At 69.8% G+C, this 14,806-nt stretch carries 14 protein-coding genes; 7 read left to right on the top strand and 7 right to left on the bottom strand.

All coding sequences use genetic code 11. The features are described 5' to 3' along the window. Positions 1-238 precede the first annotated feature (238 nt). Positions 239-1,120, top strand: a complete 882-nt coding sequence (ygiD, locus tag ACFQV6_RS27290; protein ID WP_378030451.1) for a 4,5-DOPA dioxygenase extradiol — start codon at positions 239-241, stop codon at positions 1,118-1,120. Positions 1,121-1,158: 38 nt separating this feature from the next. On the opposite strand, the gene larC is transcribed toward ygiD, so the two are convergent. The 3 genes from larC to larE are packed head-to-tail and all read right to left on the bottom strand — an operon-like array spanning position 1,159 to position 3,900. Beyond that, positions 1,159-2,409: a nickel pincer cofactor biosynthesis protein LarC gene (gene larC, locus ACFQV6_RS27285; RefSeq protein WP_378030450.1), complete on the bottom strand. Its 1,251-nt coding sequence runs from the start codon at positions 2,407-2,409 to the stop codon at positions 1,159-1,161. Continuing rightward, positions 2,406-3,086: a nickel pincer cofactor biosynthesis protein LarB gene (larB, locus tag ACFQV6_RS27280; protein ID WP_378030449.1), complete on the bottom strand. Its 681-nt coding sequence runs from the start codon at positions 3,084-3,086 to the stop codon at positions 2,406-2,408. Before larB ends, larC begins: the two co-directional genes overlap by 4 nt. After that, positions 3,079-3,900 (bottom strand): ATP-dependent sacrificial sulfur transferase LarE, encoded by an 822-nt coding sequence (gene larE / locus ACFQV6_RS27275; RefSeq protein WP_378030448.1) that lies wholly within the window; start codon positions 3,898-3,900, stop codon positions 3,079-3,081. The genes larB and larE overlap by 8 nt, the downstream gene beginning before the upstream one ends. A gap of 104 nt (positions 3,901-4,004) precedes the next feature. Between larE and ACFQV6_RS27270 the strand changes: the two genes are divergently transcribed. After that, on the top strand, positions 4,005-5,105 hold the full coding sequence (locus ACFQV6_RS27270) for a LacI family DNA-binding transcriptional regulator (protein WP_378030447.1): 1,101 nt from the start codon (positions 4,005-4,007) through the stop codon (positions 5,103-5,105). Here ACFQV6_RS27270 and ACFQV6_RS27265 read toward each other — a convergent pair. Beyond that, positions 5,006-6,253 carry a lactate racemase domain-containing protein gene (locus ACFQV6_RS27265; protein ID WP_378030446.1) on the bottom strand — a complete coding sequence of 416 codons (1,248 nt, stop codon included), beginning with the start codon at positions 6,251-6,253 and terminating at the stop codon, positions 5,006-5,008. The two genes, ACFQV6_RS27270 and ACFQV6_RS27265, sit on opposite strands and share 100 nt — an antisense overlap. A gap of 98 nt (positions 6,254-6,351) precedes the next feature. Here ACFQV6_RS27265 and uxaC point away from each other — a divergent pair, with 98 nt between their 5' ends. Further along, entirely contained in the window at positions 6,352-7,788 is a 1,437-nt protein-coding gene (gene uxaC / locus ACFQV6_RS27260; RefSeq protein ID WP_378030445.1) for a glucuronate isomerase, read from the top strand. A gap of 48 nt (positions 7,789-7,836) precedes the next feature. Here uxaC and ACFQV6_RS27255 read toward each other — a convergent pair whose 3' ends face one another. Next, positions 7,837-9,222, bottom strand: a complete 1,386-nt coding sequence (locus ACFQV6_RS27255; protein ID WP_378030444.1) for a glycoside-pentoside-hexuronide (GPH):cation symporter — start codon at positions 9,220-9,222, stop codon at positions 7,837-7,839. A gap of 4 nt (positions 9,223-9,226) precedes the next feature. Then, a complete protein-coding gene (uidA, locus tag ACFQV6_RS27250) occupies positions 9,227-11,002 on the bottom strand; it encodes a beta-glucuronidase (RefSeq protein WP_378030443.1) in 1,776 nt (591 codons plus the stop codon). A gap of 180 nt (positions 11,003-11,182) precedes the next feature. Here uidA and ACFQV6_RS27245 point away from each other — a divergent pair, with 180 nt between their 5' ends. The 3 genes from ACFQV6_RS27245 to ACFQV6_RS27235 all read left to right on the top strand — a co-directional run bounded on the left by ACFQV6_RS27245 (position 11,183) and on the right by ACFQV6_RS27235 (position 13,194). Further along, the gene (locus ACFQV6_RS27245) at positions 11,183-11,824 is read left to right on the top strand and encodes an AAA family ATPase (RefSeq protein ID WP_378030442.1); all 642 of its coding nucleotides are present in this window, start codon (positions 11,183-11,185) and stop codon (positions 11,822-11,824) included. A gap of 132 nt (positions 11,825-11,956) precedes the next feature. Then, on the top strand, positions 11,957-12,583 hold the full coding sequence (locus ACFQV6_RS27240; RefSeq protein ID WP_378030441.1) for a ClpP family protease: 627 nt from the start codon (positions 11,957-11,959) through the stop codon (positions 12,581-12,583). Beyond that, on the top strand, positions 12,580-13,194 hold the full coding sequence (locus tag ACFQV6_RS27235) for a ClpP family protease (protein WP_378030440.1): 615 nt from the start codon (positions 12,580-12,582) through the stop codon (positions 13,192-13,194). Before ACFQV6_RS27240 ends, ACFQV6_RS27235 begins: the two co-directional genes overlap by 4 nt. Here ACFQV6_RS27235 and ACFQV6_RS27230 read toward each other — a convergent pair whose 3' ends face one another. Further along, positions 13,195-13,548: a helix-turn-helix domain-containing protein gene (locus ACFQV6_RS27230; protein ID WP_378030439.1), complete on the bottom strand. Its 354-nt coding sequence runs from the start codon at positions 13,546-13,548 to the stop codon at positions 13,195-13,197. A 248-nt stretch (positions 13,549-13,796) separates the two neighbouring features. On the opposite strand from ACFQV6_RS27230, the gene ACFQV6_RS27225 reads away from it, so the two are divergent. Next, positions 13,797-14,615 (top strand): SAM-dependent methyltransferase, encoded by an 819-nt coding sequence (locus ACFQV6_RS27225; RefSeq protein WP_378030438.1) that lies wholly within the window; start codon positions 13,797-13,799, stop codon positions 14,613-14,615. Positions 14,616-14,806: the final 191 nt, after the last annotated feature.

Here is a 14,806-nt window from a genome sequence, read left to right as displayed (position 1 = left end):
CGATCCCGGCCCTGATCGGTGCTGCCTTGCTCGTGGCAGCGCGCAGCCGGCCGGCTCCTGTCACCACCGTCCTCACTGAAGCGTCCACCGGCCCGGTAGCGAACGTGCAGAGCCGGCACCAGCCATTCGGGGGCACCGACATTGCCGGCCCCGGCAACGGAGGCGCTGCGGGCGAACCGGCCATGGCACCACCAGCACCACTAGACTGGCGCCTACACCGCGAGGAGAGGTCACCATCGTGAGCGCAGCCCCCTCCGGCACGTCGGAAACCCTGATGCCGGCGGCTTTCCTCGGACACGGCAACCCGATGAACGCCCTGGACGTCAACCGCTACACCACGGCGTGGAAGGCCTTCGGCGCGGCCGTGCCCCGCCCGCGTGCCATCCTCGTCGTCAGCGCCCACTGGTACATCAATGCCACAGCGGTCACCGCGATGCCGAAGCCGCGCACGATCCACGACTTCTACGGGTTCCCGCAGCCGCTGTTCGAGGTGCAGTATCCGGCGCCTGGGCTACCCGAGCTGGCAGCTGAGATCAGCGATGTCGTCCACCCGACCTGGGTCGGTGCCGACGTCGACAGCTGGGGCATCGACCACGGCACCTGGTCGGTGCTGACGCACGCGTTTCCCGACGCCTCGATCCCCGTCGTTCAGCTCAGCATCAACGCGGACAAGCCCTTGGACTACCACCTCAAGCTCGGTGCGCAGCTGGCCCCGTTGCGCGAGCGCGGTGTGCTCATCGTCGCCAGTGGCAACGTCGTTCACAATCTGCGCGGCATGGACTGGGGCCTGGCCGACGACGGCTACGACTGGGCCCAGCGGTTCGACGAGGACGCCAAGACCCGGATGCTGACCGATCCGGGCGAGTTCGCGGCGCTGGACGCCCACCAGGACTACCGGCACGCCGTGCCGACGCCGGACCACTTCATCCCGGCTCTGTATCTGGCCGGCCTGGCCTCGGCGTCCGGCACCGCCGACACCGAGGTCCTCGTCGACGGCTACGCCTACGGCTCACTGTCGATGACCGCGTACACGCTCGGGCTGTCCTGCCCGCACACCGCGGGAGTCGGCGGATCGCCGCAGCCTCCCGCGGACCTGCCGCCCGACACGTCCAACATCTGACCGGCGCACAGCGCCGCACCGAAACGGCCGACAGTACGTCAGCTTCGGCTCCGGCCGGGCGGCGAAGCAGCCGTCGCGGGCAACGGGGCACCCACGGTCAACCCGGCGGCGGCCGCGGCAACCGCCGCCTCGGCGAGCACCTGTCGTTGCGGGAGGTCGAGCTCGCCGGCCAGCTCGGCGACATCGTCGAACTCGGGCATGACCTGGACGATGACGCCCCGGTGGTGGCCCACCTTGACCGCGACCGTGCCGCCGGCCACGCGAACGTCGACGAACGCGCGGGCCAGCGCGAACTTGCCCATCGCGGTGTCGCGGACGCCGAGCGTGCTGGTGTCACGGAAGATGCGCTCCCGCAGGATCTCCGCCAGGCCGGGGTGGCACAGCACGCTGAGGGTGTGCGCCGGGCGGCCCTTCTTCATCACGATCGGCACCAGCCAGGCGTCGGCGGCACCACATCGCAGCAGGCCGGCAAGGACGCCGGGCCACAGGCGCGGGTCGAGGTCGTCGACGTTCGCCTCGAGCAGGATGGCCGGTTCGGTTCGCTGATCCTCGCCCACGGCGGGTGCGCCGGTACCGAGGATCACCCGTACCACGTTGGCCCGCCCAGGGGTGTCGCGGCTGCCGGCGCCGGCCCCGACCGCCGAAACCCGCATCGACGGCAGGTCCTCGCAGCGGGCGGCGAGCGCGCGGATCAACGCCATTCCCGTCGGCGTGGCCAGCTCACCGGTTCCGCCGGCGTGTATCCGCCAGCCGAGGGCGAGCTGCGCCACCGCCGGAACCGGGACCGGTAGATCACCGTGCGCGGTCCGTACCCGGCCGGACCCGACGGAGACCTCACCCGCGCTGAGCGTGGTGACGCCCAGGTCCTCCAGGGCGGCGCAGACCCCGACGACATCGGCGATCGAGTCCCAGGCGCCCACCTCGTGGAAGTGCACATCGTCCGGAGGAACCCCGTGCACGCGTGCCTCGGCGTCGGCGAGCCGGGCGAAGACGGCGATGGCCCGCTCCCGGACACGCTCGCTGAGCTCCGCCCCGGCCAGCAGCTCCCGGATGGTGAGCCAGGTGCGCCCGGGAACGTCGGCGGCCAGCGGCTCCACGTTGACGTGAACGGCATGCAGTCCGGCCCGGGTGACCTCGGCGCAGGAGATGCGGACGGTGTCCGGGACGACCGCGTCCACGGCGCGCTGAACCGCCCGCAGGTCGGCGCCCGCATCGATCAGGGCGCCGAGCAGCATGTCGCCGGCGACCCCCGCGGACGCGTCGATCCAGACGTGTTCATGCTCGCTCATGTGCGGTCCTCCGCCGGCGGGGCGGCGATCTGCGCGGCGAGATGCCCGGCCCCGTAACCGTTGTCGATGTTGACGACCGCAACGCCCGGCGCACAGGCGTTCAGCATGGACAGCAGTGCGGCCACGCCACCGAACGCCGCCCCGTATCCCACCGACGTCGGCAGCGCCACCACCGGCACGGCCACCAGGCCCGCCACGACGCTGGGCAGGGCGCCGTCCATTCCCGCGGCGACCACTACTACGCGGGCGCGCCGCAGCACGTCGAGCCGGGCGAGCACCCGGTGCAAGCCGGCCACCCCCACATCGACGATCAATTCGGTACGGCGGCCGAGGTAGCGTGCCGTCAGCAGCGCCTCACGAGCGAAGCGCAGGTCAGAGGTACCGGCGGCCACCACGACCACCAGCCCGCCGGCCGGTTCGGGTGGTTCGGGTGGCCACGCCAGCAGAGCCGCGCCGACGTCATGGCGGGCGTCGGGCAGTTCGCTCAGGACCGCTGCGGCGTGTTCCGAGGTGGCCCGGGTGAACAGCGTGACGATGTCCGGCCGGGCCCGGACCGCGGCGGCGATGGCGGCGACCTGCTCGGGTGTCTTGCCCGCGCAGTACACCGCCTCGGGGTAGCCGCGCCGTGCGGTGCGCTCCAGGTCGAGGTCGGCGAAGTCGGCCAGGTCGTCAGACACCGGCGACCCCGACCAGTGGGAGGGTGAAGGCGCCCGACTGCACCCCGGCCAGGTCGACGGTGACGAACCGGAACCCGGCCGCCAGCACGGCGTCACGCACGGCGCCCCGCACGGGTTCGGTGACGGCCCGCACCAGCTCCTCCGGCGGCAACTCGATGCGGGCGATGTCACCGTGGTGACGAACCCGCAGGTCGGTGAAGCCCAGCCGGAACAGGCCCGCTTCGGCCAGCTCGATCTGCCGCAGCTTCTCCGGAGTGACATCGGTGAAATGCGGGATGCGAGACGCGAGGCACGGCGCGGCCGGTTTCTCCGCGCACGGCAGCGCGAGGGCGCGGGCGATGTCGCGTACCGCCGCCTTGCCGAGCCCGGCATCCGCCAGCGGCCGCAGCACCCGGTGCGCGACGGCGGCACGGGCACCCGGCCGGTCCGGGCGGCGGGCGTCGTCGGCGTTCTCCCCGTACGCGACCGCGTCGAGCCGGTGAGCCGAGACGACCTCGTCGCTGATCCGGGTGAAGAGCTCGTCCTTGCAGTGGAAACAGCGATCCGGCCCGTTGGCCCGGTATGCGGCCCGCTCCTCCTCGCGAGTGGCCACCTCCACGACGGCGACACCGATATGCTGGGCGACCTGGTGTGCCGCGGTTCTTTCGAGGGCTGCCAGGCTGGGGGAGACGCCGAGGATCGCCACGACCCGGCCGGGTCCGAGCGTACGGGTGGCCAGCGCCAGCAGCACCGAGGAATCGACCCCGCCGGAGAAGGCGACGCCGAGCCGGCCGATCCCGGTGAACTGGTTCGTCACGCCTGCCGTGTCAATCATGATTGTCCCTTCGGTGCGATGCCGGTACCGCCGGCGAGCGGTTGCCCGCACGTGTCCCGGTCACTAGCGTCAGATGAGGTCGGATCGGGCTCGGGAGGTACGGCGTGGTGGAAGCCGGGCAGGTCAACGAGCGTCGGCGGCCCACCATCGACGACGTCGCGAAAGCTGCCGGAGTCGCGTCGTCGACGGTGTCCCGTGCCTTCTCCCGGCCCGGGCGGGTCAGTTTCGAGACCAGCGAACGCATCCACCGGGTCGCCGCCGAGCTGGGGTACCGCACCACGACGCTGGCCCGCGCGCTGCCGTCCGAGCGGACCTCGATGATCGCCCTGGCTGTCTCGGACGTCACCAATCCGTTCTACAACGGCATCATCCGGGGCGCCCAGACGGCCGCGTCCGAAGCCGGATACACCATCCTGCTCGCCGATACCCAGGAGTCCGGCGCCGCCGAGCGGACGGCGCTGGAACGGGCCGCCGCGATGGTCGAGGGGATCGTCCTGGCCACCACCCGCATGTCCGATTCGGCGATCCGGATGACAGCCAAGCAGCGACCCGTCATCGTCCTCAACCGGGCTGTCAGCGACGTGCCCTGCGTCATCACCGACAACCCGCGCGGTGTGCGCCGCGCGGTGGAGCACCTGACCGAGCTGGGCCATGATCACATCACCTATCTGGCGGGGCCGGAGACGTCCTGGGCCGACGGCATGCGGTGGCGGTCGCTGCGTGAGGCGGCGATGGAGCTGGAACTGCAGGTGCGCCGGATCGGGCCGTTCCCGCCGACGGTCGCGGGAGGTGCCCGCGCGGCCGCGGTGTTCGCCACGAACCCGACGTCCGCGGTGATCGCCTACAACGACCTGATGGCCATCGGCGCGATCCGGGCGCTGACGTCGAGGGGTGCCTGCGTTCCGCGTGACGTCAGCGTCGTCGGCTTCGACAACATCTTTGCCGCGGAGCTGGTCACACCGCCGCTGACCACCGTCGCCGCGCCGCTGGCCGCCATGGGCCACACAGCGGTCAAGAACCTGCTCGCCATCGTGCGGGGAGCACGACCGCGGGCACCGGCACCGGTGACCCTGCCCTGCCAGCTCGTGGTACGCCAGTCGACCGCTCACCGCAGGCGGTACAGAACCTCACCGGCCTGGGCCACCACCAGCGTGCCGGGGTCGGCGGCCAGCAGATCCAGGTCGACCGACGCCGGGTCGAGGTAGTCCAGGTTCGCCGCCCGCACCACCTCCTCCGGGATCCCGGTCGCCAGGGTGACGGTCACCCGGCCGCGCTCACCCTCGACCGGGTCGTACGTGCCGGCACCGCGCAGGTGCGTGGAGTGGGCGAGAACCCCCCAATGGTGGTGCGAGAACCGGTCCCACTGCTTCAAGAAGTAATCGCGGCAGTGATAGCCGATCTCCTCGATCTCCGGGTGCATGGCGGCGATCCGGGTGATGTGCGGGGCATACACGATGACCTGGCCGCCGTCGGCGACCACGGGCTCGACCTTGTAGAAGCCCTTGGCACCGGTCCACATGTCGTCGTACTTGACCGGTACGACCGACACGACCCGGCGAACGGGGGCGTCCAGGTAACGCACGTGCGTCTGCGCGGACACGTCGGCACACGCGGCCCACGCCGCCTCAGGGGATCCGAACGATGCGGCGTGCAGGTCGCCGGTACCCGATCTGACGACCAGGCACAGCGCGAGGCGGCGGCTGGGGATCATCGACGCGGCCTGGTCGATGAGGGCCCGGACCGGCGTGATCCCCCGGGTGCCGATGATGTCGGCGCTGGTGATCAGCGCGCCCAGCCAGTGCGAGAAGTCGATGATCTCCTGACCGCCGACACCCGGGAAGAAGTACTTGTTGCCGCCGGAGAAGCCGACCACCTCGTGCGGGAAGACCGGGCCGATCACCAGGCACACGTCGTGCTCGACCACGGCCCGGTTCAGCGCTACCCGCACAGGTTGCTTCAGGCGGCCCTCGGACAGTTCAGCGACGCGGTCCGCATCGATCTCGCCCAGGCTCACGAACGTCTCCGGCTTCCACCAGACGTGGTTGAGCACCGTGAAGCCCGGATAGGGGCCGCCCAGGTGGACGTCCAGATGCGCCTGGCTCATCTCGGCGTGCGTACCGAGCGCGACCAGCACCGTCACCCTGGTGGCCCGGCCGTGGAGCGCGTCCTGGACCGCGCTGAGCAGCAGCGGCAACGGGCAGGTGCGGGTGGCGTCGGGAACGATGACGCAGACACTGCGGCCGTCGAGATCCTCCCCGGCCAGCGATCGGACGACGAACTCGCGGACCCGAGCGGCGTCGAGGACCCCGTCAGGGCCGCCGATGCGGTCCGCACCGTGCAACATCTCGGTCATACCTGCACCCTCCGCCTGAACGGGGGCGAGGTGCAAGGATCACAGGCAAGACCTGGCAAGCGATTGCCGCGGCCGGTGTCCAGGACGACGCTGGAGCCATGGTGTCTGTGAACGCACCCCTGGTTTTGCACCCCGACCGGCTGCTGCCGCCCGACCCGGCCGTGCGGCCGATCGCACGGCGCCTCTACGCCGCCGTCCACGACCTGCCGATCGTGTCGCCACACGGGCACGTCGACCCGAAGATGCTGCTCGCCGACGAACCGTTCGCCGACCCGGCGAGCCTGCTGCTGCAGCCCGACCACTACATCACTCGGCTGCTGCACGCCGCAGGCGTGTCCCTGCGGGACCTGGGCGTCGGCGAGGGGCCGCTACCGGAGACCCGGGCCCGCAGCGCCTGGCGGCACCTGTGCAGCCACTGGCACGTGCTGGCCGGCACCCCGGTGCGGTTCTGGCTCGAGGCGGAACTGGCCGAGATCTTCGCGGTGACGCAACGACCGAACGCGGCGAACGCCGACGCTCTCTACGATCAGATCGCCGCGGTCCTGCAGGACGCCGATTACCGGCCCCGGGCGTTGCTGCGCAGATTCAGCATCGACTTCCTGGCCACCACCGACGACCCGGCCGACGACCTGGCCGTCCATGCCGCTCTCGCCGCCGATCCCACGATCGGGACCCGGGTGGCGCCGACGTTTCGCCCGGACCGCTATCTGGAGCCGGCCGCGCCGGGATGGACGGACGCCGTCAAGCGTCTGGGCGCCGTCGCCGACACCGATGTCGGCTCCTACGCGGGCTACCTCGAAGCGCTCGAGCGCCGCCGCCGGCATTTCGTCGCGCACGGCGCTGTCTCCGCCGACCACGGCCATGCCGACGCGGTGGCGGCACCCCTGGACCCGGCCGTGGCCGCTCGTATCTACACCCAGGCCCTGGCCGGGCAGGTCAGCGTGGCGGAGGCCACGGCGTTCCGGCGCAACATGACCCTCGAGATGGCGCGCATGTCATGCGAGGACGGCCTGGTCATGACGCTGCACCCCGGCATTCACCGCAACCACCACCCGCCGACGCTGGCCCGGTACGGCGCGGACACCGGCCATGACATTCCCGTCGCGGTCGAGTTCACCCGCGCCCTGCAGCCGCTGCTGCAACGCTACGGGACCCATCCGAACCTGCACCTCGTGCTGTTCACCGTGGACGCCGACGTGTTCAGCCGTGAGATCGGCCCGCTGGCCGGCTTCTACCCGACGGTGTACGCCGGAGTTCCGTGGTGGTTCCTGGACAATCCGGCGGCCATTCGCGAATTCCACGGTGCGGTGACCGAGATCGCCGGTTTCAGCCGGCTGTCCGGCTTCATCGACGACACCCGGGCGTTCTGCTCGATCCCGGCCCGGCACGACATGTCGCGCCGCCTGGACGCCGGATTCCTCGCCCGGCTCGTCGCCGAGCACCGCCTCGACGAGGACGAGGCCGCCGAAACCCTGACCGGCCTGGTCACCGAACAGCCCCGCAAGGTATTCAAACTGTCCACCCTCGGCACGTGATCAGGCCCGCCTCGCGGCGGGCCACATCACATCGCCGGCACAGGACGGTCAGCGCGGCAGGCGCCGTGCCTGCGTCTCGGCCACCATCGTGGCGAACGTCTGCTCGTTCAGCGGGTACCGGAAGAAGATCAGCATCCCGACCGCGATGAACAGAACCGGGATGAAGCCGGAGGCGTACCGGATGGCGTCGAGCGCGCTCTGGTCCTGGATGGCGGCGCCACCGACATAACCACCGAACCCGATCGCGTACGCGGCGACCGCACCGCCGACCGCCTGGCCCAGCTTGCGGGTGAAGGAGAACAGGGCGTACGTGATGCCCTCCGTGCGGACGCCGGTCTTCCACTCGCCGTACTCGACGGTGTCCGCTTCCAGCGCCCACATCAGCGTGTTGACCCCGGCCGTGGAGATGCCCATGATTCCGAAGAACGTCATCGACACCCACGGCGCTGACGGCGGTGACAGCGAGATGCCGATGCCGGCCACCAGACCGACCGTACCGAAGGCCAGGAATGCTTTTTTCTTGCCGATGGCCCTGACCAGCCGCGGCACCAGCGGTGCCACCACGAAGATCGCGCCCACGCTCAGCACGGTCAGCGCGGTGAGCAGGTTGGCGTTGCCCAGCACGTCACGGGCGTAATAAACCTGCACCGTCTGCAGCGAGAACAGCGCCGTCAGGAACGCCAGCGACGACAGGCACAGCATGATCAGCGGTTTGTTGCCCTTGAGGGTGGTGAAGCTCTGCCGGGCGCTGACATGCGCGACGTCGCGCTGAACCGACTCACGGGCGGTGAAGAACAGGAACAGGTACAGACCGAAACCGACGATCGCGAAGACCACGGTGGTGATCAGAAGAGAGCGCTGGAAGCCGTCCGGATCGCCCTTGTACTGCTGGATCTGGGGAGCGACGACGAAGGCCAGCATGATGGTCGTGACCGCCGTGCCGATCATCCGGAAACTCGCCAGCTTCGCGCGCTCGCCGGGCAGTTGCGTCATCGCCGCGGCCAGCGAGCCGTACGGGATGTTGACCAGGCTGTACGCCAGCCCGAGCAGCCCGTAGGTCAGGTACGCGACCAGCAGCTTGGTGCCGCTGCCGTCGACCAGCCCCGGCAGGGTGAACGTGGCCACGCTGAGCAGCAGCACCGGCAGGCCACCGAAGAGGAAGAACGGGCGGAACTTGCCCCACCGGGTCATCGTCCGGTCGACGAGCCGGCCGGCGAAGATGTCGGCGAAGCCGTCCCATACCCGGATCAGCAGGAACAGGGTCCCCGCTGTCGCCGCGCTGATCCCGACCACGTCGGTGTAGTAGATCAGCAGGAAGAACGACGTCATCGAGAACGCGAGGTTGTTCGCCGCGTCACCGGCGGCGTACCCGAGCAGTTGAAGTGCGCCGAGCTTGCGGCCGGTGACGGCCGGCGCGACGGTGGAGGTCGTCATGGCGTCAGTCGCCCTTGCGCCAGCGGCGCCGCAGTGCGTGTGCGGCGGCCTTGGGCTGCCGGTCGCGGGTGAAGACGCCCTTCTTGTTGCCGCCGACGCGCATGATGCCGGAGGTGGTGGCGAAGTCCGCGAAGTTCCAGACCTGTTCACCGATGACGGCGTCGATGCGGTCGAAAACCCGGTGGTTCATGTCGAGGTACGCGACCTGGTATTCCTCGGTCCACGGTTCGCCGGCGATCGAGTGCAGGCCGGGGTAGGTGTCGGCGCCGTACTCGGTGATGATGATCGGCTTGTTCTCGCCGGCCCAGCCCCGCAGTTCCTCCTCCCAGGCCTGCTCGGCGGCGGGCAGGTCGCCGGTGTTGACGTACCAGCCGTAGTAGCGGTTGAGCATCAGCACGTCGGCGAACTGCGACACCCGGCACTTGCCGTACGGGGCGAGCATGACGTTCACAAACCCCACCGGACGGCTGGGATCCAGTTCCCGGGTGAGATCGAACAGCGGCCGGAAGTAGTCCTCCGCACCCTCGGTGTCACTCTCGGGCTCGTTGGCGATCGACCACAGCACGACGCTCGGGTGGTTCTTGTCCCGGGCGACCAGTTCCCGGATGGCCTGGGCGTGGACCTCGCGGGTGGCGTCGTTGACGGTGTCCGGGCTGAAGGTGGTGTAGCCCTGGGAGCCGAAGATGCCGCCGCCCAGGCCCATGTTGAGCCCGACCGCCGCCGTCTCGTCGATGATCACGATGCCGTGGCGGTCCGCGTAGTCGAGGACCTCCTCGGAGTAGGGGTAGTGCGAGGTGCGGAACGAGTTCGCGCCGATCCACTTGAGCAGCGCGAAGTCGTGCACCATGAACGCGTCGTTGTGCCCCTTGCCGATCACCGCCAGATCCTCGTGCTTGCCGAAGCCGGTGAAGTAGAACGGCTCCCCGTTGATCAGGAACCGGTTGCCGCTGACCTTGACGGTGCGGATGCCGACACTCTGGTGGTAGCTGTCCAGGACGGTTCCGTCCTCGCCGGTGAGCTGCACCTCCAGGTCGTAGAGGTAGCCGTCGCCGGGGCCCCATCGGTGCACGTTCGGCACCGTGAGGGTGCCGTTCGCACCGTTGCCCTCGGCGACCTGCCGGCCTTCCTGGTCGCGGAGCACCACACGGGTGCCGGCAGTGCCGCCGGCCACGACCGCGTACTCGACGATGCCGTCCGCCCCGTCCAGGTCGGTCACCACTGTCACGTCGGTCAGGTGGACCCGGGGAGTCTGACAGAGCCACACCGACCGGTGGATCCCGGCGTAGTTGAAGAAGTCGTGCCAGTAGCGCTGCCGCGGACCGGCCGCGGTCTCCTCGATGACGCCCGGCGGGATCGACTGGAAACTGAGCGTGTTGTTGACCACGAGCGTGACGCGCACCAGATCGCCGGCGTGCACGTGGGCGGTGATGTCCGCCTCGAACGGCGTGTAGCCGCCCTCGTGCGATACGACCTCGACGTCGCCGGCCCAGACGGTGGCCCGGTGGGTGGCCGACTCGAAATGCAGCACGATCCGGCGGCCGTCCCAGCCGTGGGGCACCCGTACCTCGGTCTGGTACCAGACGTCACCGAAGAAGTCGCGCACCCGCGGGTCTGCCGCGATGTCGTTGAAGCTGGCTGGTACCGCCATGTCGCGGGCGTCGGCGAGCGGGCCGGCGAACCACCGCCGGTCACGGCCCTCACCTGCCGGATCGAGCGCGAAGCTCCAGATCCCGTCGAGGCGCTTGCGCTCACGCGTGGCGCTGTCCTGAGGTCGTAGCACGGTGGCCCTCCATGGTCTGCTTCGTTCAATCTGTTCTCTCCATTGGGCGCGCCCGCAGATATCGAGGTCAACGGATTGCCATCCCTTGCCTGACGCCGGTCGGCAGCTCCGTGCTTGCTGTCGGCTCCGGTGCGGCGCACGATGGTCAGGGACCATGTGCCGTTCAGGGTGGGAGGTCCCGTGCCGACGTCAACGCCTCAGCCGGACCAGGCGATCCGGCCTGTCGTGACCATCTTCGAGTCCTACGGCTCCGGCGCGGAGGAGGTCGGTCCGCTCGTCGCCGGGGCGCTCGGGGTGGAGTTCCACGCCCAGGCGTTCTCGTCCGATCAGCTGGACCAGTCCTCGGAGCAGCACGACAGCCTGCTGTCGCGCGTCTTCACCGCGATGGGCGGGTCGTACGCGGCCCTGGAAGGGCCCGCTGTGGCGATGGCGCAGCGAGACGACCATGAACTCGTGCTGGAAAACACCCGCTGGGTCACCGGCACCGCCCGCGCCGGCGCGGTGATCACCGGCCGTAACGGGGCGTTCATTCTGGCCGCCTGGCCGGGAGCACTTCATGTGCTGCTCGTCGCGCCGCTGCAGCAGCGGGTCGAAAGGGCGGCCCGCGTCAGCGGGATCAGCCCGGAGCGGGCCGCCAGGCGCCAGCGCCGCGAGGACGAGCTACGGGCGGACATGTCGATCCGGCTGTACGGCTGGGACCCGCGCGACCCCAGCAGGTACGACCTCGTGCTGAACACCGGCACCCTGGACCTGCAAGCCTGTACCGACATCATCGTTCACGCCGGCCGGATGAAGGCGGCACGGTCCGTACCGACCGTCTGATCAGGTTCAACCCAGCGGCCGTGAGCGGCCGATGCATGTCATCTCATCTGCTGACCGCAGATCAGCTTGTCCGGCGAGCGCCATCGCCTCGAAGGTGGAGACGGCACGTAGGGCCGAGCCGGAGGAGAAACCATGCATCCATTGACTGCCGCGACGCCGGGCGGAGCTGGGTCCGTCGACGACCAGTTGTCCGTGCAGCTGCTGCACCAGCGCATCATCGTGCTCGGGACCGAGGTCGACGACCCGATCGCCAACCGGATCTGCGGGCAGCTGCTGCTGTTGTCCGCGGAGGACCCGCTGAGCACCATCAACCTGTACATCAACTCACCGGGCGGTTCGGTCACCGCCGGGCTGGCGATCTACGACACCATGCGGCTGATCCCCAACGACGTCAGCACGCTGGCCCTCGGGCTCGCCGGGAGCATGGGGCAGTTCCTGCTCACCGCCGGCACCCCCGGCAAGCGGTACGCGCTGCCGCACGCCCAGGTCCTGATGCACCAGGGCTCGGCCGGGTTCGGCGGCACCGCGGCGGACGTGGAGATCTACGCCAACCAGCTGGAGCGGCTCGGCCAGACGCTGCTGCGCCTGACCGCCGAGCACACCGGGCAGCCGATCGACACAGTCGAACGCGACAGCCGGCGTGATCGCTGGTTCACCGCCGACGAGGCACTCGAGTACGGCCTCATCGACCGGGTCCTCGACAGCGTCGACGACGTACGCCCCGCGACAGCCCGCCAGCCGATGGGACTGGGCGCATGAGCCACTACACCATCCCGACCGTCGTGGAGAAGACACCGAGCGGCGAACGCGCCTTCGACATCTACTCCCGGCTGCTCGCGGACCGGATCATCTTCCTCGGCACCGAGATCGACGACGGGGTCGCCAACGTGGTGATCGCCCAGCTGATCCACCTGGAATCCACCGGGGAACAGGAGATCGGCCTGTACATCAACTCCCCGGGCGGATCCTTCAGCGCACTGACCGCGATCTACGACACCATGCACTTCATCCGGTGCGACATCGCCACCACCTGCGTCGGCCAGGCCGCGTCGGCGTCCGCGGCACTGCTGGCGGCCGGCACCCCGGGCAAACGGTCGGTGCTGCGGCACGCGAAAGTCACCCTCCACCAGCCGTCCGGCAATGCCCGCGGCACGCTGCCGGACCTGGCCGTGGAGGCCAAGGAGGTGGCCAAGGTCCGGGCCGAGATGGACCAGATCCTGGCCGAGCACACCGGTCATTCGATCGCCAAGATCCGGGAGGACACCGACCGCCGGATGACCCTGGCGGCCCCCGACGCCGTCGCCTACGGCCTCGCCGACCGGGTCATCACCCGGCGCCAGCCGGGCGCCTACCGGCTGAACGCCGCCTGATCAGGCGGCCAGCAGAACGACATCTCCGGACCGGGAGCCGCGCGGCGCCTGTGCCGCGCGGCGCAACCGAGCCGTCTCCAGCCGAAGGACCGGGGCGCGATGCGCCGTGAGGTCGCGCCCCACCTCGGCCAGCAGGTCGGCCAGCCCGATTCCCAGCGAGTCGCAGACAGCGGCCACGATTTCCGAACTCGCCTCCTTGCGGCCGCGCTCCACCTCAGAGAGGTACTGCACCGAGACGCACGCGTCCCGGGCGACCTCGGCGAGGGTCCGCTCCTGCTCCAGCCGGCGGCGCCGCAGCACCTCGCCGAGCAGGGTGCGCAACAGAGGCCGAGGTTGGTACGTCACGTCTCCCATGCGCCGACGGTAGTGAGCCGTCGCCGTCGCCGACACCCGATCGCGCCCCGTTCTGCCAGCAGCGTAGGAGTTGCCGGGCTCGCGACATCTGCTGTCCGAGGATGAGCGCGGCTCGCGGTGAAGGTCGGACAGCAACATCCGTGCGGGGGCACAGCAGCGACGATGACAGCGTCGGCACGCGCCATCGAAGTCGAGCCAAACCCGCTTCCGCGCAGCGAAACGGGTCCTAAATGGACTAGGGTCGCGCCATGACGCAGCATCCGCGGTCTCGGGAAGAACTTCTCGCCGAGCTGGACACCACCGCGCCGCATTCGGCGCGGGTCTGGAACTACTGGCTCGGCGGCAAGGACAACTTCGCCGTGGACCGGCAGGTCGGTGAGCAGGTTCTGCAGATGCTTCCGAGCATCGTCGAGCAGGCCCGTGCCGACCGGGCGTTCCTCGGCCGGGCCGTCAGCCACCTCGCGGGAGAGCGGGGCCTTCGGCAGTTCCTCGATATCGGAACCGGCCTGCCCACCGCCGACAACACGCACGAGGTCGCCCAGCGGGTGGCCCCGTCATCGCGGATCTGCTACGTCGACAACGATCCGCTGGTTCTGGTGCACGCTCGCGCGCTGCTGACCAGCGCCCCGGAGGGGGTCACCGACTATGTCCAGGCCGATCTGGAGGAGCCGGAGAGGATTCTGCGCGAGGCGGCCCGCACGCTGGATCTCAGTCAGCCGGTCGCGCTGATGCTGATGGGCGTGCTGCATCATGTCGCCGACACCAGCAAGGCGTACGTGATCGTCGAGCGACTGAAGAGCGCCCTCGCGCCGGGCAGCTACCTGGTGATCAACCACGCCACGAACGCGGTCTACGGCGAGGCCAGCGATGAGGGTGTACGCCATTGGAACCAGTTCGGCAAGCCCAAGATCACGCTGCGGTCACCGGACGAGATCGCTCGTTTCTTCGCCGGCTGGACGGTACTCGAGCCCGGCGTAGTGTCCTGCTCGCAGTGGCGGCCGGGCGCGCTCGACGAGACGACACCGGCGGTCGACGAGTTCGGCGGCGTGGCCGTGCTGGGTGATTGAGACATAGAGGCCTGGCAGGGGGCGGGTGAGGACCGTGGCGCCTTCGTCGCGGATCGCCTGGACGGCGGCGGGCAAATGAATTGCAGTCGCGCGAAGATGACGCCAGCGCACTATCTTGATTTTTAACCTTCAGGTGGCTGGGCTGCCGTTTCTTGCTGTCGTGATTGGACAGCAAGGCGGCCTTCGGTGAT

The organism is Actinoplanes sp. GCM10030250 (assembly GCF_042666575.1).
GTDB lineage: Bacteria > Actinomycetota > Actinomycetes > Mycobacteriales > Micromonosporaceae > Actinoplanes.
Note: the sequence above shows the minus strand (reverse complement) of the source record. Positions and strands in the feature narration are given on the sequence as shown.

Excerpts from the sequence above, each read along its gene's own strand:
- ACFQV6_RS27240 (WP_378030441.1), top strand. The coding sequence starts at position 11,957 with ATGCATCCATTGACTGCCGCGACGCCGGGCGGAGCTGGGTCCGTCGAC.
- uxaC (WP_378030445.1), top strand. The coding sequence starts at position 6,352 with ATGGTGTCTGTGAACGCACCCCTGGTTTTGCACCCCGACCGGCTGCTG.
- larC (WP_378030450.1), bottom strand. The coding sequence starts at position 2,409 with ATGAGCGAGCATGAACACGTCTGGATCGACGCGTCCGCGGGGGTCGCC.
- ACFQV6_RS27255 (WP_378030444.1), bottom strand. The coding sequence starts at position 9,222 with ATGACGACCTCCACCGTCGCGCCGGCCGTCACCGGCCGCAAGCTCGGC.
- ACFQV6_RS27235 (WP_378030440.1), top strand. The coding sequence starts at position 12,580 with ATGAGCCACTACACCATCCCGACCGTCGTGGAGAAGACACCGAGCGGC.
- ACFQV6_RS27230 (WP_378030439.1), bottom strand. The coding sequence starts at position 13,548 with ATGGGAGACGTGACGTACCAACCTCGGCCTCTGTTGCGCACCCTGCTC.
- larE (WP_378030448.1), bottom strand. The coding sequence starts at position 3,900 with ATGATTGACACGGCAGGCGTGACGAACCAGTTCACCGGGATCGGCCGG.
- ACFQV6_RS27265 (WP_378030446.1), bottom strand. The coding sequence starts at position 6,253 with ATGACCGAGATGTTGCACGGTGCGGACCGCATCGGCGGCCCTGACGGG.
- ACFQV6_RS27225 (WP_378030438.1), top strand. The coding sequence starts at position 13,797 with ATGACGCAGCATCCGCGGTCTCGGGAAGAACTTCTCGCCGAGCTGGAC.